The 25615-nt window shown below is 67.6% G+C and carries 18 protein-coding genes; 9 read left to right on the top strand and 9 right to left on the bottom strand.

The features are described 5' to 3' along the window. Window positions 1-26 precede the first annotated feature (26 nt). On the bottom strand, window positions 27-1880 hold the full coding sequence (locus ACRB8A_RS13570) for a glycosyltransferase family 39 protein (RefSeq protein ID WP_432244871.1): 1854 nt from the start codon (window positions 1878-1880) through the stop codon (window positions 27-29). A 71-nt stretch (window positions 1881-1951) separates the two neighbouring features. After that, window positions 1952-3190 carry a bifunctional glycosyltransferase family 2/GtrA family protein gene (locus tag ACRB8A_RS13565; RefSeq protein ID WP_050685956.1) on the bottom strand — a complete coding sequence of 413 codons (1239 nt, stop codon included), beginning with the start codon at window positions 3188-3190 and terminating at the stop codon, window positions 1952-1954. A gap of 193 nt (window positions 3191-3383) precedes the next feature. Here ACRB8A_RS13565 and glmM point away from each other — a divergent pair, with 193 nt between their 5' ends. Continuing rightward, the gene (gene glmM / locus ACRB8A_RS13560) at window positions 3384-4745 is read left to right on the top strand and encodes a phosphoglucosamine mutase (RefSeq protein WP_050685742.1); all 1362 of its coding nucleotides are present in this window, start codon (window positions 3384-3386) and stop codon (window positions 4743-4745) included. Window positions 4746-4825: 80 nt separating this feature from the next. On the opposite strand, the gene mscL is transcribed toward glmM, so the two are convergent. The 3 genes from mscL to coaA all read right to left on the bottom strand — a co-directional run bounded on the left by mscL (window position 4826) and on the right by coaA (window position 7144). Then, the gene (gene mscL / locus ACRB8A_RS13555) at window positions 4826-5215 is read right to left on the bottom strand and encodes a large conductance mechanosensitive channel protein MscL (RefSeq protein WP_050685743.1); all 390 of its coding nucleotides are present in this window, start codon (window positions 5213-5215) and stop codon (window positions 4826-4828) included. Between the two features lie 91 nt (window positions 5216-5306). After that, window positions 5307-6143, bottom strand: a complete 837-nt coding sequence (locus tag ACRB8A_RS13550; RefSeq protein ID WP_432244870.1) for a M15 family metallopeptidase — start codon at window positions 6141-6143, stop codon at window positions 5307-5309. A gap of 5 nt (window positions 6144-6148) precedes the next feature. Beyond that, the gene (gene coaA / locus ACRB8A_RS13545; protein ID WP_197273570.1) at window positions 6149-7144 is read right to left on the bottom strand and encodes a type I pantothenate kinase; all 996 of its coding nucleotides are present in this window, start codon (window positions 7142-7144) and stop codon (window positions 6149-6151) included. Between the two features lie 106 nt (window positions 7145-7250). Here coaA and glmS point away from each other — a divergent pair, with 106 nt between their 5' ends. The 8 genes from glmS to ACRB8A_RS13505 all read left to right on the top strand — a co-directional run bounded on the left by glmS (window position 7251) and on the right by ACRB8A_RS13505 (window position 19883). After that, window positions 7251-9143, top strand: coding sequence for a glutamine--fructose-6-phosphate transaminase (isomerizing) (gene glmS, locus ACRB8A_RS13540; protein ID WP_050685746.1), 1893 nt, complete (start codon window positions 7251-7253; stop codon window positions 9141-9143). A 5-nt stretch (window positions 9144-9148) separates the two neighbouring features. Further along, on the top strand, window positions 9149-9496 hold the full coding sequence (locus ACRB8A_RS13535; RefSeq protein ID WP_050685747.1) for a holo-ACP synthase: 348 nt from the start codon (window positions 9149-9151) through the stop codon (window positions 9494-9496). Between the two features lie 13 nt (window positions 9497-9509). Continuing rightward, window positions 9510-11105, top strand: a complete 1596-nt coding sequence (locus ACRB8A_RS13530) for an NAD(P)H-hydrate epimerase (RefSeq protein ID WP_432246044.1) — start codon at window positions 9510-9512, stop codon at window positions 11103-11105. Between the two features lie 64 nt (window positions 11106-11169). After that, entirely contained in the window at window positions 11170-13425 is a 2256-nt protein-coding gene (gene glgX, locus ACRB8A_RS13525) for a glycogen debranching protein GlgX (protein ID WP_050685749.1), read from the top strand. Further along, window positions 13422-15743 carry a malto-oligosyltrehalose synthase gene (gene treY, locus ACRB8A_RS13520; RefSeq protein WP_432244869.1) on the top strand — a complete coding sequence of 774 codons (2322 nt, stop codon included), beginning with the start codon at window positions 13422-13424 and terminating at the stop codon, window positions 15741-15743. The genes glgX and treY overlap by 4 nt, the downstream gene beginning before the upstream one ends. Continuing rightward, complete coding sequence (gene treZ, locus ACRB8A_RS13515; RefSeq protein WP_432244868.1) at window positions 15740-17509, top strand: malto-oligosyltrehalose trehalohydrolase; 1770 nt, start codon at window positions 15740-15742, stop codon at window positions 17507-17509. Before treY ends, treZ begins: the two co-directional genes overlap by 4 nt. Before the next feature lie 93 nt (window positions 17510-17602). Further along, window positions 17603-18643 carry an L-glyceraldehyde 3-phosphate reductase gene (gene mgrA, locus ACRB8A_RS13510; RefSeq protein ID WP_432244867.1) on the top strand — a complete coding sequence of 347 codons (1041 nt, stop codon included), beginning with the start codon at window positions 17603-17605 and terminating at the stop codon, window positions 18641-18643. A gap of 154 nt (window positions 18644-18797) precedes the next feature. Beyond that, window positions 18798-19883, top strand: coding sequence for an inositol-3-phosphate synthase (locus tag ACRB8A_RS13505; RefSeq protein ID WP_056597015.1), 1086 nt, complete (start codon window positions 18798-18800; stop codon window positions 19881-19883). Window positions 19884-19966: 83 nt separating this feature from the next. Here the strand turns inward: ACRB8A_RS13505 and ACRB8A_RS13500 are convergent, their stop codons facing one another. The 4 genes from ACRB8A_RS13500 to ACRB8A_RS13485 form a co-directional block, all read right to left on the bottom strand. Further along, window positions 19967-20884 carry an endonuclease domain-containing protein gene (locus tag ACRB8A_RS13500; protein ID WP_432244866.1) on the bottom strand — a complete coding sequence of 306 codons (918 nt, stop codon included), beginning with the start codon at window positions 20882-20884 and terminating at the stop codon, window positions 19967-19969. 137 nt (window positions 20885-21021) lie between these two features. Further along, window positions 21022-22698 (bottom strand): formate--tetrahydrofolate ligase, encoded by a 1677-nt coding sequence (locus ACRB8A_RS13495; RefSeq protein WP_432244865.1) that lies wholly within the window; start codon window positions 22696-22698, stop codon window positions 21022-21024. 54 nt (window positions 22699-22752) lie between these two features. Beyond that, a complete protein-coding gene (mshA, locus tag ACRB8A_RS13490; RefSeq protein ID WP_050685758.1) occupies window positions 22753-24018 on the bottom strand; it encodes a D-inositol-3-phosphate glycosyltransferase in 1266 nt (421 codons plus the stop codon). A 75-nt stretch (window positions 24019-24093) separates the two neighbouring features. Continuing rightward, the gene (locus ACRB8A_RS13485; RefSeq protein ID WP_432244864.1) at window positions 24094-25551 is read right to left on the bottom strand and encodes a 6-phospho-beta-glucosidase; all 1458 of its coding nucleotides are present in this window, start codon (window positions 25549-25551) and stop codon (window positions 24094-24096) included. Between the last annotated feature and the right edge of the window lie 64 nt (window positions 25552-25615).

Here is a 25615-nt window from a genome sequence, read left to right as displayed (position 1 = left end):
ATTGGCGGGGCGGGCTGTTCCGCGTTTCAGGGCTGGTGCAGGAGGTACAGTTCGGCGCCGTCGCCGTCCCGGGCGGGAAAGGTGGCACGGACCCATGCCACGATCCGGGCCGACTCGCCTTTGCCTTCCAGCGTCAGCGGCGGCAGGTCCTGGACCACCAGGGAACCCACCTTGCCGTCTGCCACAAGGGCCTGGAACTGTTCCAGCGTGGGATATGGGTCTGTGCCGTCGAAACCGCCCAGCGGAAGGACGGCGCGACCCAGTCCCAGCTGGTAGTTTGCTGCCGTTTCAGACCCGACGACCGCAGCCACCCAGGTTACCGACGGGGGGATGCTGCGCAGGGAGCTTTCCAGCCCCGCGGACGGTGAGCTGCCCAGGACCAGGGCCACGTGACCGGGCGCCAGGATGGATTCGAGCTGTTGCTTGTCCGGATGGTCGGTCCTGACGCCCCAGATGGCCGGCCCTGCCGTCACTGCGGCCCCTGTATGCGGACTGAGGGCCGTGTTGACGGACCAGACGGCGGGGCCCAGGACAACGCAGGCCAGGAGCAGCGGCATCGAGGCCCGCCGTAGGGCAGGGGGAGCCCCGGGGACCATCCGCAGGGCGATGGCCACGGCCCACCCGATCAGGAGCAACTGGGCGCCGGCAGGAAATTCGGACGGCGACCGGCCTGCCGTGAGGAAGGCCATGCTGGCCAAAGACAGCAGCGTCACGGCGAAGATGATCCTGGTAAGCCGACCCTTTGATCGAAGAAAATAGGCCAATGCCACGGCGGCCAGCACACACAACGGGGGCACGGCTGTCAGGGAATAGTACGGGTGGACCATGCCGGACATAAATGCGAGCACCGTTGCCGAGGTGGCAAACCAGACGGCCGCCAGGAGCAGCAGGCTTCGCGCCCCACGGCTGCCGTACCGTTTGGCCAGCCACAGGGCAGCAATCAAAAGTCCGACGGCGGCCAACGGCAGGAACCAGCCGAACTGCCCTGAGAACTGGGGTTGCAGGAACCGTTGATAGCCACTGTCCCACTCCTCCAGTTGGGCACCGGACGGGGTTGTCCGAGCCAAATCCTCGCCGGTGAGGCGCTGCAAACCGTTGTAGCCCAGCGCAAGTTCCAGGGTGCTGTTGGTTCTGGACCCGCCGATGAATGGCCTGCTTGTAGGGTCGGCTGTCTGAACGGCCACCAGCCAGGAGCCGGCCACCACTGATGCCGCGGCTGCTGCGTACCCCAGGTGCAGGAAACGCCGCCGCCAGGGGATCCGAGCGAAGGCCAGATACGTCACCGCGAGTGCCGGGAGGATGAGGCTGATCTGGAGCTGCTTGGTGAGGAATCCAGCACCCACCAGGGCTCCGGCGAGGATCATCAGCGATGGCCGTTGCCTGTCGATGGCCGTGGCCACAGCCAGCGCTGCGGCCACCATGATCAGGATCAGCAAGGCGTCAGGGTTGTTGTACCGGAACATCACGGTACTTACCGGCGTCACGGCCATAAACGTTGCCGCGAGGAGGGCTGTGGAGGCGCCGAGGTAGCGGCGGACCAGCACATACAGCAAATAGACGGTCAGGACCCCCATGGCGGCCTGGGGCAGGAGGATGCTCCAGCTGTTGAGGCCGAACAGGCGGACCGACAGGGCCATCACCCAGATGCTCATGGGAGGTTTGTCCACGGTGATGGCATTGGCAGGGTCCGAGGAGCCGTAAAAGAAGGCCGTCCAGTCCTGCGCGCCGGACATCACGGCCGCGGAGTAGTAGGAGTTCGCCCAGCCGTTCCGGTCCAGGCCCCAGCAGTACAGAACCGCCGTGGCGGCCAGCAGCCCCAGCAGGGCGCCGCGTTCCCAGCGTCCATGTGCCAGCGCAGCCTGGCCGAATACCCGGGCCATGATGCGGGGCTGGATGAGATGTGCGGGGCGGGTTCCGCGGCGGGTACGCGGCGCAGTCCCGGCCGACGCCGTCACCCGAGACCTCCGGCAGCCGTCCCCAGCGCGAGACGCCGGGGCGCCCTGTCGGCCCGCCGCGCCCGGAACACCCACAGCCGCAGGAGCAGGAACCGTACCAGCGTGGCCACCACATTGGCTGCCGTCAGGGTGAGGAGCTCCAGGTTGGGCGCGGCATCCGCGTTCACCAGGTGGAGCGTCAGCAGGGAGGAGGCTGTTATGGCCCAAGCCAGGAGGAACACCATAAGCCCTTGGATCTGGTGGACGAACAGCCGGCCGGGCCCCGTGATGCCGAACGTGAACCGGCGGTTGGCGGCCGTGTTTCCCACGGCGGTGAGGAGCAGGGCGAGGAAGTTGGCTTCCTGGGCGCCGAAGGGGCCCTGCAGCATCAGGTACAGCAGGGCGAAAGCCAAGGTGGACACCGCTCCCACCAGGCCGAAGCGCAGGACCTGGCCAAAAAAACTGGGCCGGTGCAGCGGTGCCGCCGGCCGGCGGCCCAGTTCGGCATAGATGGCCTGGACAGGAACCACACCGCGCAGCAGGGAGCCCGCGACCCGTGCCATACCGCGCAGGTCAGCCAGCGCCGTTTGGCGGATATCCACGCGGCTGTCCGGATCATCGACCCAGTCGACGGGGATTTCGTGGATGCGCAGCCCGGAACGTTCGGCAATGATCAGCAGCTCGGTGTCAAAAAACCAGCCGTTGTCCTCCACGTGGGGCAGCAGCCGCCGGGCCACCTCGGCGCGGATGGCCTTGAAGCCGCACTGCGCGTCCGAAAAGCGGACCTGCAGGGTCCGCCGCAGCAGGAGGTTGTAGGACCGGGAAATGAACTCCCGCTTGGGACCCCGGCTGACCCGGGAGTTCTGCCCCAGCCTGGTCCCGATCGAGATGTCCGAGTGTCCGGAGAGGAGGGGTGCCACCAACGGCGGCAGCGCGGCCAGGTCCGTGGACAGGTCCACGTCCAAGTAGGCCAACACCTTTGCCTCCGAGGCGCTCCAGGCGTCCCTGAGGGCGAGGCCACGGCCCTTGACCTCCAGCCGGCGGTAGGCCACGTTGGGCAGCTGTTCGCTGAGCCGGGCCGCGATGGCCGGTGTGCGGTCAGTGCTGGCATTGTCCGCGATGGTGATCTGCCACGTCGTGGACAACTCAGTTGTCAGGTATTCGAAGAGTCGCGTGATGCTGTTCTCGAGTACCGCCTCTTCGTTGAAGACCGGTACAACAATTTCGAGCGCCAAGCCCCCATAGCTAGGTGTCATGAATGGAGCGTAGAAGGCCCGGATCGGCACTGGCGAGGCTTTCCCGCAAAGACAGGTACCGTCAACGGGGAAGCAGGTAGTGCGGCGTGGCCGACAGGAAACGGGTGAGTAGCCGGGCCCGGAAATCAGGTAGGAAAAGGCGCCGGGCACGGCCCGCGACGGTACCCGCGCGGCCATCCTCTAGACTTGACCGGTGTCTAGATTATTTGGAACTGATGGTGTCCGGGGGCTGGCCAACGGACTGCTGACTGCTGAGCTGGCGATGCAGCTGGCCCAGGCGGCCGCCGTCGTACTCGGCCATGACCGCAACACCAACGGAACCAGGCCCCGCGCCGTGGTGGCCCGCGATCCCCGCGCCAGCGGCGAATTCATCGCAGCTGCGGTGGAAGCCGGCCTGTCCAGCTCCGGGGTGGACGTCTACGACGCCGGTGTCCTGCCCACTCCTGCGGCCGCCTATCTGGTGGCGGACCTGGATGCCGACTTTGGCGTGATGATCTCGGCGTCCCACAACCCCGCCCCGGACAACGGCATTAAATTCTTCGCCCGCGGCGGCCAGAAACTCCCGGACGAGGTGGAGGACGCCATCGAGGCCCGGATGCTGCAGGACGCCGTCCGGCCGGTGGGTGCGGACGTTGGCCGGATCCAGCGCTTCTCCGATGCGGAGGACCGCTACATCGTCCACCTGCTGGGCACCCTCCCGCACCGCCTGGACGGCGTCAAGGTTGTCCTGGACTGCGCCCACGGTGCGGCCAGCGGCTGCTCGCCCCAGCTCTTCAAGGACGCGGGGGCCGACGTGATTGTCATCGGTGCCGATCCCGACGGCCACAACATCAACGACGGCGTGGGCTCAACCCATCTGGGCCCGCTCAAAGCGGCCGTCCTGGCGCACGGCGCCGACCTTGGCATTGCCCACGACGGCGACGCGGACCGCTGCCTGGCTGTGGACCACGAGGGCACCGAAGTGGACGGCGACCAGATCATGGCCATCCTTGCGGTAGCGTTGAAAACTGCGGGCAAGCTCAAGGACAACGTCCTGGTGGCTACGGTGATGAGCAACCTGGGCCTCAAAATCGCCCTCCGTGACGCCGGCATCAGCATCCGGGAAACCGCAGTGGGGGACCGCTACGTCCTGGAAGGCATGCGTGAAGGCGGCTTCAACCTGGGCGGTGAACAGTCCGGCCATGTCATCTTCGCTGACCACGCCACCACCGGCGACGGCCTGCTGACGGGCCTGCAGCTCGCCGCGCAGGTTGCCTTGACGGGCCGGCCGCTCAAGCAGCTGGCCACGGTGATGACCAAGCTGCCCCAGGTCCTGATCAACGTCCGTGGTGTTGACCGCACCCGCGTGGGTGACAGTGAGGTGCTGCACCGCGCCGTGCTGGCCGCGGAGGCCACCCTTGGCGAGACCGGCCGCGTCCTGCTCCGGCCATCCGGCACGGAGCCGGTGGTCCGCGTGATGGTGGAGGCCGGCGATGAAGAAACCGCGCAGTCCATTGCAGCGCACCTCGCCGACGTGGTCCGGGCCGAACTGGCGCTCGAGCTTGTGACCGACTGACGGAAAATCCAAAAAACTGCGGCCCGCTTCCAACCGGAAGCGGGCCGCAGCCTTTGGCGGCCGGAGCCGTTGCGGAAATGTCAGGCGCGGCGCTCCTGCAGGGCGTCGCGGATTTCGGTGAGCAGGGCGATCTGCGGGTCCTCGGCAGATTCTTCCTTCACATCGGGGTCGATGCCGAGCCGGCGGTTGCGGCGTTCAATCATCAGGTTCATGGGCAGGATCACCACGAAGTAGATGGCCGCGGCGATGAGCACAAAGGAAATAATGCTGGAGATGACGGATCCGTACATGAATCCCTCCCACTGCATGTCCTCGATGCCCTTTGCACTGAAGAGCCGGCCGATCAGGGGAGTCAGCAGGCCTTCCACGATGGATGTCACAACGGCCCCAAAAGCGGCGCCCATGACGACTGCGACGGCAAGGTCAACGACATTGCCCTTCATGATGAAGTTCTTGAATCCTGTCAGCATAGGAACCAAGCTAGTGCAGGATTGTTAACCTTGGAAGAATGCCGGGTAATTTCCTTGGGCGTGTCCGGAACCGGAAGGATGCCCGGGTCGTTCAGGGGTAGCCCGGCGCGGCTTCCAGGCCGAAGTATTCCTCCACCGTGCTGATCCCGCGGGCCGCCATCTCCGTGGCAGCCTCCACCCCGATGTACCGCAGGTGCCACGGCTCGTAGTAGTAGCCCGTCACCGGGTGGAACCTCAGCGGGTACCGGACCACAAAACCGAAGCGGTGGCCGTTCGCCTTGGCCCATACCGCTGCCGGCTGGTCAGCGAAGCATGGCTGGAAGGCGCAGCCCCCGCCGCCGTCGGCGATGTCGAAGGACCAGCCCGTCTGGTGTTCCGAGTAGCCGGGCCTGGCGCTCGCGGTATCCGCGTCCGCCTGGCCGCGGCTGGCAACATAACCGTTGTACGTGGCCACCTGGGTGGCGTAGGAACGGTAGCCGCTGGCCAGGATCATGGCCACGCCGTCCTGGGCAGCGGCGGCAAACATGGCCTCGGCTGCAGCTGCCGTGGTGCTGTTCAGCAGGGCAGCGTCACCTGCTGCGGACGTGGCGACGGCGGGCCGCACCAGGTCGGCCGGGGCATAGTCCGCCGGCGCCAACGGACGGTATTTGTTGACCACCAGCCAGGGGCTGGCGGGGTCCGTCAGGGAGAACTTCCGGGCAGGGGAGGGGACAGGCTCAGGTTCGGGGACGGCTGGGGAAGCCGTCGTGGCGGCAGGCGGGGACGGCGGCGCGGAAGCCGTCGGGGAAGCGGACGACGGCGGCGCCCCGGCAGGTGCCTCCGGTGTGCAGGCCGCCAGGACAGTGAGCCCGGCCCCCAGCGCCAGGAAGCGGCCGAAAGCGCGGCGGCTGCCGGCCATTGCAGGCAGGCATTCCTGGTTGTGGCACACCTGGGTTAAACCTTGCGGAGCAACATGCGGCGGATGGAGTGGTCCGCTTCCTTGGTAAGCACCAGCTGGGCCCTGCCGCGGGTGGGCAGGACATTTTCTTCCAGGTTGGGCTCGTTGATTCGCTTCCAGATGCTGCGGGCCGTGCTCTCCGCCTCGGAATCGGAGAGGGTGGCGTAGCGGTGGAAGTAGGACTCCGGCTGGGCGAAAGCAGTGGTCCGCAGCTTGCGGAACCGGTCCACGTACCACTCCTCGATAAAGGAGGTCTTGGCATCCACATAGATGGAGAAATCGAAGAAGTCACTCAGCGCGAGCCCCTGCCGGCCGTCATGCCGGGGCCGGGCCGGCGCCAGCACGTTCAGGCCTTCCACAATCAGCACATCCGGCCGGCGGACCACCACTTCCCGGTCCGGGACGATGTCGTAGGTGACGTGCGAGTACCAGGGAGCGCGGACTTCCTCGGCCCCGCCCTTGATCTCGCTGACGAACCGCAGCAGGGCCCGCCTGTCGTAGGACTCCGGGAACCCTTTCCGGTCCAGCAGCTGGCGGCGCTTCAGCTCCGCCAGGGGATACAGGAAACCGTCGGTGGTGATGAGCTCCACGTTCGGGGTGCCCGGCCAGCGCCGCAGCATTTCCCGGAGCACGCGGGCGATGGTGGATTTCCCCACGGCCACCGAACCGGCCACGCCGATCACAAACGGCGTGCGCTGGGTCTGCTCGCCCAGGAACGTGGTGGTGGCCGAATGCAGCTGGCCCGCGGCTTCGACGTAGAGGTGCAGGAGCCGGGACAGGGGAAGGTAGACCTCGCGTATTTCCCGCATGTCCAGGGGATCGCCGAGGCCGCGCAGCCGGAGGATGTCCTCCTCATTGAGGGGCTGCTCCATCTGGGCTGCGAGCCTGGACCAGGTCTGCCGGTCCAGTTCCACGAACGGGGAGGCACCCTCTCCGTTCGCCTCATTGCGTTGCAAAGTCACTTTAGAGATTCTGCCCCGCCCCCGGCACATAGCGAAATGGGCCCGCCGCCGCGCGCGCCGGGAGGCGCAACATTCCCGCAGCCGGGCACACTGCCCAGGTTTAGAACTTCCGGTCCCTGCCGATAGGCTTGACCCTATGTGTGGAATTGTGGGATATGTGGGCCGTTCAAACGACGGCGTCAATGCCGGCTACAGCGCCCTGGACGTTGTCCTGGAAGGCTTGCGCCGCCTGGAGTACCGGGGCTATGACTCGGCCGGTATTGCGGTGGTGTCCGAGGGCGCCATCGAGTCCCGGAAGAAGTCCGGGAAGCTGAGCAACCTGATCCATGAGCTGGAAGAACATCCGTTGCCTGCAACGGCCACGGGCATCGGCCACACCCGCTGGGCCACCCATGGCGGCCCCACTGACCGCAACGCGCACCCGCACCTGGCCGACGGCGGACGCCTGGCAGTGATCCACAACGGCATCATCGAGAACTTCGCCGAGCTCAAGCTGGAACTGCAGAACAAGGGCATCAGCTTCGTTTCCGAGACGGACACCGAGGTGGCCGCCGCGCTCCTGGCCGACATCTTCCGGAACACCCTGGGCGGCGAAACGGCGAACGGCGGCCTGGCCAAGGCCATGCAGCTCGCCTGCCAGCGCCTGGAGGGCGCCTTCACCCTGCTTGCGGTCCACGCCGACCAGCCTGACATGGTGGTTGCTGCCCGCCGCAACTCGCCCCTGGTGGTTGGCCTGGGCGACGGCGAGAACTTCCTGGGCTCGGACGTGTCCGGTTTCATCGACTACACCCGCCGGGCCGTGGAACTGGGCCAGGACCAGATCGTCACCATCACCGCCGATTCCGTGGAGATCACCGACTTCTTCGGCAACCCCGCCGAAGGCAAGGAATACCACGTTGACTGGGACCCGGCCTCTGCCAAGAAGGACGGCTTCAGCTCCTTTATGGAGAAGGAAATCCACGACCAGCCGGACGCCATCAGGCAGACCCTGCTGGGCCGCTCGGACCTGAACGGGAACCTGACCCTCGACGAGCTGCGGATCGACCCGGAACTGCTCAAGCAGGTCAACAAGATCATCGTCCTGGCCTGCGGCACCGCAGCCTACGCCGGGACCGTCGCCAAGTACGCGATTGAAAACTGGTGCCGGATCCCCACGGAAGTCGAGCTTGCCCACGAGTTCCGTTACCGCGACCCGATCCTGGATTCCAATACCCTGGTGGTCTCCATCAGCCAGTCCGGCGAGACCATGGACACCCTGATGGCCGTCCGCTACGCCCGGGAACAGGGCGCCAAGACCATCTCCATCTGCAACACCAACGGCTCCACCATCCCGCGTGAATCCGATGCAGTGCTGTACACCCACGCCGGCCCCGAAATTGCGGTGGCGTCCACTAAGGCGTTCCTGGCCCAGATCACGGCCGCCTACCTGCTGGGCCTGTACCTGGCCCAGCTGCGCGGGAACATTTTCTCCGGGCAGATCAAGGACGTCCTGGCGGACCTGAACAAGATCCCGGCGAAGATCCAGACCATCCTCGATGGCGCCGGGCCGCTCCGAGAACTGGCCCGCAGCATGGCCAACGAGCAGTCGGTGCTTTTCCTGGGCCGGCACGTGGGCTACCCCGTGGCCCTGGAAGGTGCGCTGAAGCTCAAGGAAATCGCGTACATCCACGCCGAAGGCTTCGCCGCCGGTGAGCTCAAGCACGGGCCCATTGCGCTGATCGACGAAGGCAAGCCCGTCTTTGTGGTGGTCCCGTCCCCCCGCGGCCGTGATTCCCTGCACGCCAAGGTGGTCTCCAACATCCAGGAGGTCCGCGCCCGCGGCGCCCGCACCCTGGTCATCGCCGAGGAAGGCGACGAAGCCGTAAAGGCCTATGCCGAACACGTCTTCTACGTCCCCGAGACGCCCACGCTGCTGATGCCCCTCCTGACCACCGTGCCGCTGCAGATCTTTGCCGCGGAACTTGCCGCCGCCAAGGGCTATGACGTGGACCAGCCGCGCAACCTGGCCAAGAGCGTCACCGTAGAATAAGCCGCATGATTGTTGGCATTGGCGTAGACGTTGTAGACATCGAGCGGTTTGGCCGCCAGCTTGAGCGGACCCCCGGCCTCCGGGACCGGTTGTTTGTTCCTGCCGAGCGGGAACTGAACACCCGGTCCCTGGCCGCGCGCTTTGCGGCCAAGGAAGCCGTGGCCAAGGTCCTGGGCGCCCCCGCCGGCATGAACTGGCAGGACTGCTGGATCGGACTGGACCGCAATGGCCCCACCGTCCAGGTCAAAGGCACCGTGCTCGCCGTGGCCGAGGCAAAGGGCGTCAAGCGCTGGCACCTCTCCATCAGCCATGACGGCGGGATCGCCACGGCCACCGTCATCGCAGAAGGCTGACCTGCCCGGACCCATGATCAGCGCCTACACCGGAACGCAGGTCCGCGCAGCCGAGCAACCGCTCCTCGCTGCCGGGCAGGGTGATGCCCTGATGCAGCGCGCCGCGTTTGGCCTCGCCGCCGCTGTGGTTGGCGGGCTCCGGTCCCGCGGCCGCCGCCTGGCCGGCACCAGCGTGGTGGTATTTGCCGGTAAGGGAAACAACGGCGGTGACGGCCTGTACGCCGCCGCCTTCCTGGCCGCACGTGGAATGCGCACGACGGCGGTCCTCACCGCAGGCGCTGCCCACCCCGCAGCCCTCGCTGCCTTTGAACGTGCCGGCGGCCGCGTCCGCGGGCTGACCGAAGCCACCCTTAAGGGTCTGGCCGAGGAAGCGGCCAACGCCGGCGTCGTCATTGACGCGATCCTGGGCACCGGCGCACGCGGCGGGCTGCGCGGACCTGCCGCCGACCTGGTCCGGGCCGTCGACGACGCACGCGCGGACCTTCCAGGCCGGGGCCTTGCCGTGGCCTGCGACCTGCCCAGCGGCGTGGACGCCGATACCGGTGTAGTGACCGGACCGGTACTCTCCGCCGACCTGACGATAACGTTCGGAGCCGCCAAGGCAGGGCTGCTGGCAGATCCCGGCGCCGACCACTCCGGCCGGGTCGAGGTGGTTCCCCTGGGCATTGAAGCGCACCTTCCGGCCGCCCCGGTGCGCCGGCTGGAAGCCGCCGACCTGGCCGCCCTCCTGCCGGATCCTGCCCGCCGCGCGCAGAAGTACTCCCGGGGTGTCCTGGGGGTGGTGGCTGGTTCCGCAGACTATCCGGGCGCCGCTGTCCTGGCCTGCCGCGGCGCGCTGGCGGCCGGCGCCGGCATGGTGCGCTACCTGGGCCCACCCGAGGCCACCCGCCTGGTGCAGCAGGCCTGCCCCGAAGTGGTCTGCAGCGACGGCCCGGTGGCCGATACCCACGTCCAGGCCTGGCTGGTGGGCCCCGGCATGGGCCCCGGCGACCAGCGCCAGCTCCAGCGGGCGCACGACGCCGCAGCTTCCGGGCTGCCCACCGTGGCGGACGCCGGAGCCCTGCCGGCCCTGCCCGCTGCCCTCGGCCCCCAGGTGGTCCTGACCCCGCACGCCGGCGAACTCGCCGCCCTGCTGGCGAGGCTGGGCCAACCCGCGGACCGTGCCGGAGTGGAGGCCGGAACCCTGGCCGCTGTCCGCGGGGCCGCCGCGTTGACGGGCGCCACTGTCCTCCTGAAAGGTGCCACCACTCTGGTGGCGGACCCCGGCGGAACCGTGTTCAGCCAGGCCGACGGCGTCCCGTGGCTTGCCACCGCCGGCAGCGGCGACGTCCTGGCCGGCATCATCGGCGCGCTGCTCGCCCAGGCGCGGACCGGCGTCGGGCGCTTCGAAAAACTGGACATTCCCGAACCGGCGCGCTGGGCTGCGGTGGCCGCACTCGGTGCCGCCCTGCACGGCAACGCCGGCAGGTCGGCGTCGGACGCCTGTGCCGGCGGGCCCATCACCGCCGGCGGCATCGCCGATGCCCTACCCCATACCTGGGGTAAAGTAAGCACGCTTAGTAACCCTGGGGCCCATTCACGTAATAGTCACTGCCTGCCGCTACGGTAGGCATAAGTTCGCACCTGCAGCCGGGGCGCTTCACTCCCGGCTGCGGCAATCAATGAGGAGCATCATGGAAGTCTGGCCTGGAACCGCTTATCCGCTCGGAGCTACCTTCGACGGTACCGGCACCAACTTTGCCCTGTTCAGCGAGCAGGCGGAGCGGGTCGAACTCTGCCTCCTGGCTGATGACCTGACCGAGACCCGCGTCGAGCTGACTGAAGTGGACGGGTACGTGTGGCACTGCTACCTGCCCCACATCCAGCCCGGCCAGAAGTATGGCTACCGGGTCCACGGACCCTACGATCCGGCCAGCGGCAACCGCTTTAACGCCAACAAGCTGCTCCTGGACCCCTACGCGAAGGCCGTTGAAGGCCAGATCGACTGGGACCCGGCCCTGTTCTCCTATGAGTTCGGCGATCCCGACTCCACAAACGACGCCGACTCGGCTCCCCACACGATGCACGGTGTGGTCATCAACCCGTTCTTCGAGTGGGACGGCGACCGCCAGCTCCGGATTCCGTACCACCAGTCCGTCATCTACGAGGCGCACGTCAAGGGGCTCACCCAGCTGCACCCCGAGATCCCCGAGGAGCAGCGCGGCACCTACGCCGGCGTTGCCCATCCCGCCGTGATCGAGCACCTGAAGAAGCTCGGCGCCACCGCGATCGAACTGATGCCGGTCCACCAGTTCGTCAATGACGGCACCCTGGTGGAAAAGGGCCTGAACAACTACTGGGGCTACAACACCATTGGGTTCTTCGCCCCGCAAAACACCTACAGCTCCGCAGGTGACGTGGGAAACCAGGTCCAGGAATTCAAGGCAATGGTCCGCGACCTGCACCGGGCCGGCATTGAAGTCATCCTGGACGTGGTCTACAACCATACCGCCGAGGGCAACCACCTGGGCCCCACCCTGTCCTTCAAGGGCATCGACAACCAGGCCTACTACCGCCTGGTTGACGGCGACCAGAAGCACTACATGGACTACACCGGCACCGGCAACTCCCTGAACGTCCGGCATCCGCACTCCCTGCAGCTGCTGATGGACTCCCTCCGGTACTGGGTCACGGAAATGCACGTCGACGGGTTCCGCTTCGACCTCGCCTCCACCCTGGCCCGTGAGTTCTACGACGTCGACAAGCTTTCCACCTTCTTCGAACTCATCCAGCAGGACCCGATCGTCTCGCAGGTCAAGCTGATCGCCGAGCCGTGGGACGTTGGCCCCGGCGGTTACCAGGTGGGCAACTTCCCGCCCCAGTGGACTGAATGGAACGGCAAATACCGCGACACAGTCCGTGATTTCTGGCGCGGCGAGCACGCAACACTGGGTGAATTCGCTTCCCGCCTGACCGGTTCCGCGGACCTCTACGAAAGCTCCGCCCGCCGCCCGGTGGCCTCCATCAACTTCGTCACGGCCCACGACGGCTTCACCATGCGCGACCTCGTGTCCTACAACGAGAAGCACAACGACGCCAACGGTGAAGGCAACAACGACGGCGAGTCGCACAACCGGTCCTGGAACTGCGGCGAAGAGGGCGACACGGACGACGAAAAAGTCCTGACGCTCCGCGCGCGCCAGCAGCGGAACTTCCTGGCTACCCTCCTGCTCTCGCAGGGTGTCCCCATGGTGCTCCACGGCGACGAACTCGGCCGCACGCAGCAGGGCAACAACAACACCTACTGCCAGGACTCCGAGCTGAGCTGGATCCACTGGGATGCCATGGACCAGCCGCTGGTCGAATTCACCTCCTTCGTGAACAAACTCCGGCGCGACCACCCCACCTTCCGGCGCAGCCGCTTCTTCGACGGCCGGCCCGTCCGGCGTGGCGAAGGCGAGAAGCTGCCCGACATCGTCTGGCTGCGGACCGACGGCACCGAAATGCTGCCCGAGGACTGGGGCAACGGGTTTGGCCGCACCATCGGCGTCTTCTACAACGGCGACGGCATCCAGGAGAAGGACTTCCGCGGCCGCCGCATCACCGACGACAGCTTCCTCATGACCTTCAACGCCCACGATGACAGTGTGGACTTCCTCCTTCCGTCAGAGGAGTACGCCCAGTACTGGGAAGTCATGATCGATACCGCAGCCCAGGCAGACGCGTACGAACCGCTCAAGGCCGGCGCCACGATCACGCTGGATGCCAAATCCATGGTGGTCCTGCGGGCCTACTCCGGCCCCGAAGCTGAGGTGGATCTGTCCGCCGCCGCGTCCCTGGCCTCCATGGCCGATCATGAAGAAGCCCAGGTGGAAATGGTGGAGGCGCAGACGCAGGCCGCCGAAGCCAGCGAAGCAAGGGCAAGTGAAGCGAAGGCGGACGAAAAGTGAAGGTCCCCGCTTCCACCTACCGGTTGCAGATCCGGCGCAGCTTCACGCTCTTCGACGCTGCCGCCACCGTCCCGTACCTGAAGGACCTGGGGGCGGACTGGATCTACCTTTCACCGATCCTGACGGCGGAACAGGGCTCGGACCACGGCTATGACGTGACCGACCCTTCCGCCGTCGACCCCGAACGCGGCGGCCCGGAAGGGCTCCTGGCCCTCTCGGCAGCCGCCCGCGAGCACGGCATGGGTGTCCTGGTGGACATTGTGCCGAACCATGTGGGCGTAGCCACGCCCGCGCAGAACCCCTGGTGGTGGTCCCTGCTGAAGGAAGGCAAGGACTCGCCGTACGCGGACGCGTTCGACGTCGACTGGGACCTCGCCGGGGGCAAGGTGCGCCTGCCCATGCTGGGCTCGGACGATGACCTGGCCAAGCTGGAAATCGTGGACGGCGAGCTGCGGTACTACGACCACCGGTTCCCGCTGGCCGCCGGCACGTATTCGGCCGGGGACTCCGCGCAGGACGTCCACAACCGCCAGCACTACCAGCTGGTGGGCTGGCGGCGGGCCGACGCCGAGCTGAACTACCGGCGCTTCTTCGCTGTCACCACCCTGGCGGGCATCCGTGTGGAAACGCCCCGCGTTTTTGAAGAAGCCCATGCCGAGGTGGGCCGCTGGTTCACCGAGGGCCTGGTGGACGGGCTCCGCGTGGACCACCCGGACGGCCTGGCCGATCCGGGCGGCTACCTGCGCTGGCTCAAGGACCTCACCGGCGGCGCGTACATCCTGGTGGAGAAAATCCTCGAACCAGGGGAAGTCCTGCCCGGCGAATTCGCCTGCGAAGGGACCACCGGGTACGACGCCCTGGCTGACGTGGACCGGCTCTTTGTTGACCCGGCCGGCCAGCCCGGACTTGATGACCTGGACGCATCCCTGCGCGGCGGCAGCCCCGCGGACTACGCCGGGATGATCCGCGGCACCAAGCGCATGATCGCGGACGGCATCCTGCGCTCCGAGGTGCTCCGGCTGGCCCGGTTGGTGCCGGAGTCCGCAGGGTTGTCCGTGGCAGCGGCCGCAGACGCCCTCGCCGAAATCATCGCCGCGTTCCCGGTCTACCGGACGTACCTGCCCACAGGCGCCGAGGTGCTCAAGGAAGCAGCCGGCGCCGCAGCGGGCCACCGGCCGGAGCTGGCAGCCACCGTGGACACGCTCCTGCCCCTGCTGCTGGATCCGGAGCACGCCCTGGCTGTCCGGTTCCAGCAGACCTCCGGCATGGTCATGGCCAAAGGCGTGGAGGACACCGCCTTCTACCGGTACACCCGGCTGGGCACACTCACCGAGGTGGGTGCCGAACCCACCGAGTTCGCACTGGACCCGGCGGAGTTCCACCACCGGATGCAGCGGCGCCACCAGGACATGCCGCTGTCCATGACCACGCTCTCCACCCATGACACCAAGCGCAGCGAGGATGCCAGGGCCAGGATCTCGGTCATCGCCGAACTCCCCGCTGAATGGGCCGGAACCCTTGCCACCCTCCGCAGGCTTGCCCCCATCCCGGACGGCCCGTTCGAGAACCTGCTGTGGCAGGCAATTGTGGGCGCCTGGCCCGCCAGCCGGGAACGGCTCCAGGGCTACGCGGAGAAGGCGGCCCGCGAGGCCGGCAACTCCACCACCTGGACCGAACCCAACGAAGCCTTCGAGGCGGCCGTCACGGCAGCAGTGGATGCCGTGTTCGACAACACCGAAGTGGCGGCAGCCCTCACGGCGTTTGTGGACACCATCGATGCGCACGCAGCGTCCAACTCGCTCTCCGCCAAGCTGGTCCAGCTGGCCATGCCGGGTGTGCCGGATGTCTACCAGGGCAGCGAATTCTGGGAACGGTCCCTGACCGATCCGGACAACCGCCGCCCCGTGGACTTCGGGGAACGCCGCGACGAACTGGCGCGCATCGACGCCGGGACCTTGCCCGCCGCGGGCACGGAGGCCAGCAAGCTCCTGGTCACCTCGCGGGCACTGCGGCTGCGGCGGGACCGGCCCGAGCTTTTTGCCGGCTACAGCCCGGTGCAGGCCGCCGGTGCGGCGGCCGGCCACCTCGTGGCCTTCTCCCGTGGTGCGGATGCGGACGGCGCACTCGCCCTGGCCACCAGGCTCCCTGCGGGACTGGCGGCCGGCGGCGGCTGGCGCGATACCGCCGTCGAGCTTTCCGTGCCGATGCGGGACGAACTCACCGGTGCCGGGTATGGGCCCGGCAGCGTCCCGGTGGCCGAACTGCTGGGCACCTATCCGGTGGCCCTGCTGGTACCAGCGAATGGAGCAACCCGATGACCTTGGTACACAACGGCACTGCCCGTTTTGACGTCTGGGCGCCGGACGCAGCCACCGTGGTGCTGGTGGCTGACGGCCGGGAATACCCGATGGAAAAGGTCCACTCCGCTCCCGGCACTGAAGGCTGGTGGTCCGCCCCGGACGCGCCAGCCAGTGGCGAAGTCGATTACGGGTACCTGCTCGACGGCGACACCACCCCGGTGCCGGATCCCCGGTCCCGGCGGGTTCCTGACGGCGTCCACGGCCTCTCCCGGACGTTCGATCCTGCCGCGCACCACTGGCAGGACGGCAACTGGCAGGGCAAGGACCTGCAGGGGTCGGTGATCTACGAACTGCACGTGGGCACCTTCACGCCCGAAGGAACCCTGGACGCCGCGGCCGCCAAACTGGACTACCTCGCGGACCTCGGCGTCGGGTTTGTGGAACTGCTTCCCGTCAACGGCTTCAACGGCACGCACAACTGGGGCTACGACGGCGTCCAGTGGTACGCGGTCCACGAAGGTTACGGCGGGCCGGCGGCCTACCAGCGGTTTGTCGACGCCGCGCACGCTGCGGGCCTGGGCGTTATCCAGGACGTCGTCTACAACCACCTTGGCCCCAGTGGCAACTACCTGCCCAAATTCGGTCCGTACCTGAAGCAGGGTGACGCCAACACCTGGGGCGACTCCGTCAACCTGGACGGTGCGGGCTCGGATGTTGTCCGGGAGTACATCCTGGACAACGCCGCGCTCTGGCTGCGGGACTACCACGTTGATGGGCTCCGGCTTGATGCCGTGCACGCCCTGCGGGACGAGCGTGCTGTGCACATCCTGGAGGAGCTCGGTGCCCTGGGCGACGCTGTCGCCGCTGAGACCGGCCTGGCCAAGACCCTCATCGCCGAATCCGACCTGAACAATCCGCGGTTGATGTACCCACGGGATGTCAACGGCTACGGCCTGGCGGGGCAGTGGAGCGACGACTTCCACCATGCCGTGCACGTCAGTGTCAGCGGAGAAACCACGGGCTACTACGGGGACTTCGCCTCGCTGGCCGTCCTGGCCAAGGTACTCAAGGATGGCTTCCTGCACGACGGCAGCTACTCCAGCTTCCGCGGCCGCCACCACGGCCGGCCCATCGACGCCTCGTTGGTGCACCCGGCGGCGCTGGTGGTCTGCAACCAGAACCACGACCAGATCGGCAACCGGGCCACGGGGGACAGGCTCTCCCAGTCACTCTCCCATGGCCAGTTGGCCCTCGCCGCGGTGCTCACGCTGACCTCGCCGTTCACACCCATGCTGTTTATGGGTGAGGAGTTCGCCGCCAGCACGCCTTGGCAGTTCTTCACCTCGCATCCCGAACCCGAACTGGGCAAGGCCACCGCCGAGGGTCGGATCAAGGAATTTGAACGGATGGGCTGGGATCCCGCGGTGGTTCCCGATCCGCAGGATCCGGAGTCCTTCCACCGGTCCAAGCTCAACTGGGATGAAGCCGGCACTGGCGATCACGCCCGGCTGCTGGACCTGTACCGGTCCCTGGCTGCGGTGCGCCGGGACCACCCGGAACTGGCCGGGCTCGGTTTTGCGGAGACCACGGTGGAGTTTGACGACGCCGCCGGCTGGCTGCGCTTCCGGCGCGGCAGCGTTGAGGTGCTGCTGAATTTTGCGGATGCCGAAGCCCGGCTGGAGGAAGTCGCCGGCTCGGTCCTGCTCGCCACGGACGCCGGCACGGAACTGGCTGCCGGCACCCTGGTCCTGCAGCCGTGGAGTGCAGCCATCGTCAAGGCCTGACGTTTGGTTACGCCCCGGGCTGCGCTGTCAGCCTGGGGCGTAACTTCGTCCCTCCCTGCGTGTTGTGCGGGTCACAACTGGCAGGATGGAAGTATGACTTATTCTGCAGCGGAGAACCGCTACGAATCCATGCCCTACCGCCGGGTCGGCCGCAGCGGCCTGAAGCTGCCCGCCATTTCCCTGGGCCTGTGGCACAACTTCGGCGACGACAAGCGCTTCGACGAACAGCGCGCCATCCTGCGCCGCGCCTTCGACCTGGGTGTCAACCACTTTGACCTGGCCAACAACTACGGCCCGCCGGACGGCACCGCGGAGACCAACTTCGGCCGGCACCTGCAGGACGACTTCAAGCCGTACCGCGACGAACTCGTGATCTCCACGAAGGCCGGCTACTACATGTGGCCCGGCCCCTACGGCGAGTGGGGATCGCGCAAGTACCTGCTTTCCAGCCTGGACCAGTCCCTGCAGCGCATGGGCCTGGACTACGTGGACATCTTCTACAGCCACCGGCCGGACCCGGAAACGCCCATGGAAGAGACCATGGGCGCCCTGGACTACGCCGTGCGCTCCGGCAAGGCCCTGTACGCGGGCATCTCCTCCTACACGCCCGAGCAGACCCTCGAAGCGGCCCGGATCCTCAAGGACCTCGGCACGCCGCTGCTCATCCACCAGCCCAGCTACTCGATGCTGAACCGCTGGACCGAAAACGGCACCCCCAACCTGTATGAGGCGCTGGATCAGGTGGGCGCCGGGTCCATCGCCTTCTCGCCGCTGGCGCAGGGGATGCTCACGGACCGCTACCTCAACGGCATCCCTGCCGACTCCCGCGCGGCCAAGGCCCGGTTCCTGTCCGAGGACGCCATCACGGACGAGAAGCTGGACCGGATCCGCGGGCTGAACGGCATCGCTGCCGGCCGGGACCAGACGCTGGCACAGATGGCCATCGCCTGGCTCCTCCGCGACCAGCCCAAGGGCACCCCGGTGACGTCAGCGCTGGTGGGTGCCTCCAGCGTGCGCCAGCTTGAGGACACCCTGGGCGCCCTCAACAACCTCGGCTTCACCGAAGCGGAACTGACCGCGATCGATGAATTCGCCGTCGATTCGGACATCAGCCTCTGGAAGCAGAACGCCTGAGCCTTTTGTTGCGGGGCGGTGCCGGGGAACAATCCCCGGCACCGTCCTGTTGGGTATCATGAAAAGGCGCCGTTTGGCGCCATGCCTGCCGGCCGCCGTCGTACGTATTCTGCAGCGGAAGCCAGCGGGCTGACGTATGTCATAAAGGAGTTCCGTGTCTTCACATCCGATCCGTGTTGCAATCGTCGGCGTTGGCAACTGCGCCGCCTCGCTGGTCCAGGGCGTCCAGTACTACAAGGACGCCGATCCTGCGGCCACCATTCCCGGCCTGATGCACGTTGAGTTTGGCCAGTACCACGTGGGCGACGTTGAGTTCGTTGCCGCGTTTGATGTTGATGGCAAGAAGGTCGGCGTTGACCTTGCGGATGCCATCCTGGCCAGCGAAAACAACACCATCAAGATCGCCGACGTCCCGCCCACAGGCGTCACGGTCCAGCGCGGCCACACCCTGGACGGCCTGGGCAAGTACTACCTCGAGACCATTGAACAGTCCACGGAAGAGCCCGTGGACGTGGTTCAGGCACTCAAGGACGCCAAGGTCGACGTGATGGTCTGCTACCTGCCCGTGGGATCCCAGGCCGCCGCCGAGTTCTATGCCCAGGCCGCCATCGATGCGGGCGTGGGGTTCGTCAACGCCCTGCCCGTCTTCATCGCCGGCACCAAGGAATGGGCGGACAAGTTCACCGCCGCCGGCGTGCCGATCGTGGGCGACGACATCAAGAGCCAGATCGGTGCCACCATCACGCACCGCGTCATGGCCAAGCTGTTCGAGGACCGCGGCGTCACCCTTGACCGCACCTACCAGCTGAACGTGGGCGGCAACATGGACTTCAAGAACATGCTGGAGCGTGACCGCCTGGAGTCCAAAAAGATCTCCAAAACCCAGGCCGTGACGTCCAACGTTCAGGCCGAACTCGCCGCCAAGGACGTCCACATCGGCCCGTCGGACTACGTCCAGTGGCTCGATGACCGCAAATGGGCGTTTGTCCGGCTCGAGGGCCGCAACTTCGGCGACGCCCCCGTATCGCTGGAGTACAAGCTGGAGGTCTGGGATTCGCCCAACTCCGCCGGCGTGATCATCGACGCCATCCGCGCGGCGAAGATCGGCCTGGACCGTGGTGTGGGCGGGCCGCTGCTCTCCGCATCGAGCTACTTCATGAAGTCGCCGCCGGAGCAGTTCAACGACGACCTCGCCCGCGAGAAGGTCGAAGCCTTCATCCGCGGCGACCTGGAGCGCTAAGCCCTCCCACCCTCCCGTTGCCCTATCACCTATGGTCGCCAAACGCCTTGTTTGGGGACCATAGGTGATAGGGCAACGTGCGTTCAGGCCTGGCGCAGTGCCGCCCGGATCTGGCCAACGGCGCCGCGGAAGTCCCGGGCAAGGTCGTCGGCGTTGAACTTGAAGTACCGCCAGCCGGCAGCATGGAAGGCTGCATCCCGCCGGTTGTCGCGGGACTGCTGTTCGCGGCTGAGGTGATGGCCGCCGTCGTACTGGATCGCGATGCGGCGGGCCCGGTACCCGAGGTCGGCGGCCGGCGAGTAGGGATCAGCCGGATCGATCCGGACCTGAAGGCCGGGCTCGGGGAGCCCTGCGTCTGTCAGGGCCAGGCGCAGGAACGTCTCAGGGGCGGAGTCTGAACCGCAACGGACAAGTTCGACGGCGGCACGCGCCTTGACGATGCCCTTGAGCTTTGGGTGCCGGGAAGCGACCAGCCGCAGCTCCTGGACGCTGGACCAGGCTTCCGTCCGCAGCTCGAGGCCGGGGCGGGGCGGGCGCACCAGCTGGTCGCCGACCGCCACCAGATGCTCCAACGGCAAACGCCTGGCCAGGTCCAGCCAGGTGCGCGCCGGGGTGGACAGGTGGATGCCCTCCCAGCACATGGTCTCGTCAGGGAAAGCAAGAACGGTGTGGCCCACCACCCCGGAGCGTCGGGCTGGCGGCAAGGCCTTGGGCTTACTCAGGTGCAGTTCGCGGCTGTCCTGGAGCCACGGCGGCAACCACAGGCCCAGCAGCGCGGCAGCCGTCAGATGGGATATCCAGGCACCGGGCGTGGCCGCGGAGAGTGCCCGTGCCACCCCCGGAAGGTCGAACTCCCAATCCGAGCGCTGGTAGAGCAGGCGCCCGGTGGATGTCAGGTCCGCTGCACGCAGCCGGCCCCGGGTCAGGCCCGCCGCCCGCGCCTCGTGGACGGTGAAAGGCGCGGCGGAGAGTCCTTTTGGGAGGGGCGAGGGCTGGTGCATGGCACCATTGTGGCGCGGAGCCAGGGTGGTCCGCTGAAGTTATCCACAGCCCCCGTTGCGCTATCAGTTGTGGTCCCTAAAGCCCCCTTTTGGGGACCCTAAGTGATAGCGCAACGGGGAGGGGAGGGCCGACGGTTTTAGGCGAGCCCCACCGGGTTTCCGGCGTCGTCCACGTCCATCCGCAGCGCTGCCGGCTCCGGCGGGAGGCCCGGCATGGTCATCACCGCGCCGGTCAGGGCCACGATGAAACCCGCGCCGGTCTTGGGCAGCAGGTCGCGCACGTGGATGGTGAAGCCCTTGGGGGCACCCAGCCGGGTGGCGTCGTCGGTAAATGAATACTGGGTCTTGGCCATGCAGACCGGCAGGTTGCCCCACCCGTTCCGCTCGATGTCGGCGAGCCGCTTCAGGGCCGGCACCGAGAAGTCCACGCCGTCCGCCCCGTAGATCTCCTGCGCGATGGTCCGGATCTTCTCCTCCACAGGCATGTCCAGGGGGTACAGGTGCCGGAAGCTGGTGGGTTCCGTCAGGGCCTGTGCCACCAGGGCCGCCAGTTCATCGCCCCCGGCGCCGCCGCCGCCGTGTCCCCAAACGTCCGCGACGGCGGCCGGAACGCCTTCAGCGGCGCACCAGGCCAGGAGCCAGTCCAGTTCCTCCTGCGTGTCCGAGGAGAACCGGTTGATGGCGACCACCGGCGGGACGCCGAATTTTTCCACGTTCCGCACGTGCCGGCGGAGGTTGGCCACGCCGGCTTCCAGCGCCGCCAGGTCAGGGCGGGTCAGCTGGTCCCTGGCTACGCCGCCCTGCATCTTCAGGGCCCGGACCGTCGCCACAACCACCACCGCGGACGGCGCAACCCCGCCTGTGCGGGCCTTGATGTCCATGTATTTCTCGGCCCCCAGGTCGGCGCCGAACCCCGCCTCGGTAACCACAATGTCCGCCAGCCGCCGGGCCGTCTGGGTGGCGATCAGGGAATTGCAGCCATGCGCGATGTTGGCAAACGGGCCGCCGTGGACCAGCGCGGGCGTGCCGGCGATGGTCTGCACCAGGTTGGGCCGGATCGCGTCCTTGAGGAGCAGTGTCAGGACGCCCTGCACCTTAAGGTCGGCCACCGTGACGGGCCTGCGCGCGTAGGTGTAGCCGAACGTGATGCGGCCCAGGCGGTCCCGGAGGTCGGCCAGGTCCGTGGCCAGGCAGAACACGGCCATGACCTCGGAAGCCACGGTAATGTCGAAACCGTCCTGCCGCGGGACGCCCTGGGTGGGTCCACCCAGCCCGATGACCACCTCCCGCAACGCCCTGTCATTCATGTCCAGGACGCGCTTGAACGTCATCCGCCGCGGGTCGATGTCCAGTTCGTTGCCCTGGTAGATGTGGTTGTCCACCAGGGCCATCAGGGCATTGTTGGCGCTGGTCAAAGCGTGGAAGTCACCGGTGAAATGCAGGTTGATCTCGTCCATGGGCAGCACCTGCGAATAGCCGCCGCCCGTTGCCCCGCCCTTCATGCCCAGGATGGGCCCGAGCGACGGTTCCCGCAACGCAATCATCACCTTGTGCCCGGCCCGGGCCAGCGAGTCCGCCAGCCCCACCGTGGTGGTGGACTTGCCCTCGCCGGCAGGGGTGGGGGACATGGCCGACACCAGGACCACCTTCCCCGCAGGCCCGGGTGCGTCCAGCAGCGCCGGGTCGATCTTGGCCTTGTATCGTCCGTAGGGCTCCAGCGCCGCGGCGTTGATTCCAGCGGCTTCGGCAATCTCGGTGATGGGCCGGATGGCGGCGGCACGGGCTATCTGCAGATCAGTCGGGAAATCAGACACCGTTGTCCTTTCCTTGGGTTGGCGCCACCGCAGTGGCGTTGACGACGGCGGCCGTCAGGAAGCTGGGATGGCGCGGACCAGGCGGGGCGCGGCTGAGTCGTCGGCAGCGGCGTGGTAACTGTCCAGGGTGACCGCCGCCGTGCGCTGCCAGCCGGAACTCTGCGCGCGGATGGCGGCGGCCCGGCCCATGTCAGCCCGGGTGGCCGGATCGTCGTAGAGCGCTTCGAGCGCATCGGCCCAGTCAGCGGCATGATGCCCGTCCACCAGCAGGCCGGTCCGGCCGTGGAAGATGGCACGCGAGAGGCCGCCCACCCGGGTGGCCACCACGGGAGTGCCGCAGGCCTGGGCCTCCAGCGCCACCAGCCCGAAGGATTCGCTGAAGGACGGCATGGCCACCACGTCAGCCGCCCGGAACCAGCCCGCCAGCTCCGGTGCCTTGACCGGCGGAAGCTGCGTGACGACGTCGTCCATTCCTGCCTCGGCAACCAGCCGCCGGAGGTTGAATTCCTTGTTTCCGCTCAGTGAGCCGAGGATGGTGAGCCGGAGGTCGATGTCCGGCCGGCGCTGGCGCAGCAGCGCGGCGGACTTCACCAGGACCTGGGGGCCTTTGAGGCGCTGGATGCGGCCGGCGAAAACCAGGTGGAACGTGTCCGGGCTGATGCCCCGTTCGGCGCGCGATCGGGTGCGGAACGCCGGCGTGAACGTGTTGAGGTCAACGCCCGGGGGAGCGACGTCGATCCGCTCGAAGCTGGCGCCGTAATGGGAGACGAGCTCGCCGGCCTCGGCGCTGGTGTTGGCGATCAGCCTGGCCGCGCCGTCCACAATGCGCTGCTCGCCCACTTCGCGCCGCCGCGGTTCGGGCTGTTCACCGGATTCCAGGAGCAGGTTTTTGACCTTGGCCATGGTGTGCATGGTGTGGACCAAGGGCACGTCCCATTGCCGGGACAGTTCCAGGCCGGCCAGTCCGGAGACCCAGTAGTGCGAGTGGATCACGTCGTAGCGCCCGTGCGGCTGGCGGCGGCGGATCTGCTCGATCTCCGCCACCATGGCGTTCACCAGGCCCGGAAGTTCCTCTTTCGGAACCTTCCGCGGCGGCCCGGCCATCACGTTGTGGACGCAGACGCCGGGATCCGGATGTTCAACGGCCGGCTGGTTGGCGGCGGTGGCGCGGGTGAAGATCTCCACCTCGATCCCGGCTTCGGCCAGGGCTTCGGCCAGTTCGCGGACGTACACGTTCATTCCGCCGGCGTCGCCGGAGCCTGGCTGTTCCATCGGCGAGGTGTGGAGGGAGAGCAAAGCAACCCTGCGGATCAGTGCCACGGGATCTCCTTCCGGCCGCCGGCGCAAGTGCCGGGCGAGGCTGCAGTGCGCATTCGGTAAAACACTACTCCCAACTTAACGCCCGCTGCCCCGCCACATCTTCCCGAGGTCGGGGAAGGCCTGCTCGTACCCGGTCAGGAGCCTGGCCGCGAGGTCGGCGGAGGCCACCAGCGGATGATGCGCGAACGCGGCGAGGGCGGCTTCCCGGTCCCCGTGCGTCGCGGCCCGGACCGTGAACCGCTCCACGTCCTTGACCTCCCGGAGCAGCTTCAGGCGTGGTTCCGGTGGCGCCGCCTGGGGCAGCGGCACCGCACCTTGGGCGCTGACCGTGCAGGGGAGTTCGACGACGGCGTCCGCGGGCAAACCGGGAATGGCGGCTTCCGCGGGGGCCGGGTCAGCGGGGGCGGGGGTGGCCGGGTGGCCCAGCTGGTCGGGTTGGCCCACCCGGGACCGGGCTGTGCCGGACACGGGCGGCACCGTGTTGACCGTGTTCAGGATCAGCTGGGTGTCGCCACCGCCGGTCAGAGCGCGCATGGCGGCCAGCGCCACTTGCTCGTAGCCGCCACCGGCCAGGCCTTCTTCGTCCCGGCGCTCGCCGTCCGACCGGGCCTCAGCCAGGTAGCCTTCCTCCCGGGCGAGACGGGCAGCCTCCCAGAGGCGGAACGCATCCGGCCCGGCGACAGCCAGTTGCGGGTACAGGTCCTGCTGCTGCCGGTGGATGTCCTCGCCCCGGGTCCGCGCCCTTGCGACGATGGCCAGGCGGGCGGCGTCGTGCCGGTAGTAGTAGTACAGGTACTCGTTGGGAATGGCACCCAGGCCGGCCAGGAACGCCTGCGGGAACAGCCGGCCTTCCTCGAAGCTTTGCAATGCTTCCCGGTCCTCGAGCAGGGTCGGGAGAACATCCGTTCCGCCGGGTGCCAGCCGGTACAGCCAGCCCAGATGGTTCAGCCCGTGGTAGCCCACCCCGGCCAGGCTTCCAGCCGCCAGTGGTGTACCCGCAGCCCGTGCCGCCCGCAGCACCAGGCCGCCGGCCGAGTCGCAGATCCCGATGACCTTGTGGCCCAGCACCGGGCGCAGGGCTTCCGTGACCATGCCGGCCGGGTTGGTGAAGTTGATCAGCCACGCGGCCGGGCAGCGCTGCTTCATCAGCGCCGCCAGCTCCAGCATCCGCGGGATGGTGCGCAGGGCGTACGAGATGCCGCCGGCGCCTGTGGTTTCCTGACCCAGCAGGCCCAGGCCTGCCGCCACCTTCTCGTCAAGGACCCGGCCGCTGGTCCCGCCCGGGCGGATGGCCGCGAAGACCATGTCCACACCATCCAGTGCCTCGGGCAGGCTGGTGCTGCAGCGGACGGCCAGCCGGGCACCCGGTCCGGGCGGCATGCCGGCCAGCACTGCGGCGACGGCGTCGAGGCGGTGCGGATCGACGTCGTACAACACCAGACTCGAGACCAGGCCGCCGTAGCCGCCGGACGTCAAGGCCCGGTAGATGAGGGGGACGCGGAAACCCCCGCCGCCCACAATGAGTAGCCGCATGGGTCCGAGTCTAGGCCTGCCGCCCGCGCGCCCCTATCGGTGGGAAGCGGCGTGGCGTATCGTG

This window comes from Arthrobacter sp. G.S.26, assembly GCF_050847375.1.
In the GTDB taxonomy this organism is placed as follows: Bacteria; Actinomycetota; Actinomycetes; order Actinomycetales; family Micrococcaceae; genus Arthrobacter.
This window is presented reverse-complemented; position numbering and strand designations above follow the sequence as displayed.

Bases quoted from the DNA above. Each gene is read 5' to 3' on its own strand.
- ACRB8A_RS13530 (WP_432246044.1), top strand. From the start codon at position 9,510: ATGATCAGCGCCTACACCGGAACGCAGGTCCGCGCAGCCGAGCAACCG.
- treZ (WP_432244868.1), top strand. From the start codon at position 15,740: ATGACCTTGGTACACAACGGCACTGCCCGTTTTGACGTCTGGGCGCCG.
- ACRB8A_RS13500 (WP_432244866.1), bottom strand. From the start codon at position 20,884: ATGCACCAGCCCTCGCCCCTCCCAAAAGGACTCTCCGCCGCGCCTTTC.
- ACRB8A_RS13485 (WP_432244864.1), bottom strand. From the start codon at position 25,551: ATGCGGCTACTCATTGTGGGCGGCGGGGGTTTCCGCGTCCCCCTCATC.
- ACRB8A_RS13570 (WP_432244871.1), bottom strand. From the start codon at position 1,880: ATGGCCCGGGTATTCGGCCAGGCTGCGCTGGCACATGGACGCTGGGAA.
- mgrA (WP_432244867.1), top strand. From the start codon at position 17,603: ATGACTTATTCTGCAGCGGAGAACCGCTACGAATCCATGCCCTACCGC.
- ACRB8A_RS13565 (WP_050685956.1), bottom strand. From the start codon at position 3,190: ATGACACCTAGCTATGGGGGCTTGGCGCTCGAAATTGTTGTACCGGTC.
- mscL (WP_050685743.1), bottom strand. From the start codon at position 5,215: ATGCTGACAGGATTCAAGAACTTCATCATGAAGGGCAATGTCGTTGAC.
- coaA (WP_197273570.1), bottom strand. From the start codon at position 7,144: ATGTGCCGGGGGCGGGGCAGAATCTCTAAAGTGACTTTGCAACGCAAT.
- glmS (WP_050685746.1), top strand. From the start codon at position 7,251: ATGTGTGGAATTGTGGGATATGTGGGCCGTTCAAACGACGGCGTCAAT.
- glgX (WP_050685749.1), top strand. From the start codon at position 11,170: ATGGAAGTCTGGCCTGGAACCGCTTATCCGCTCGGAGCTACCTTCGAC.
- ACRB8A_RS13535 (WP_050685747.1), top strand. From the start codon at position 9,149: ATGATTGTTGGCATTGGCGTAGACGTTGTAGACATCGAGCGGTTTGGC.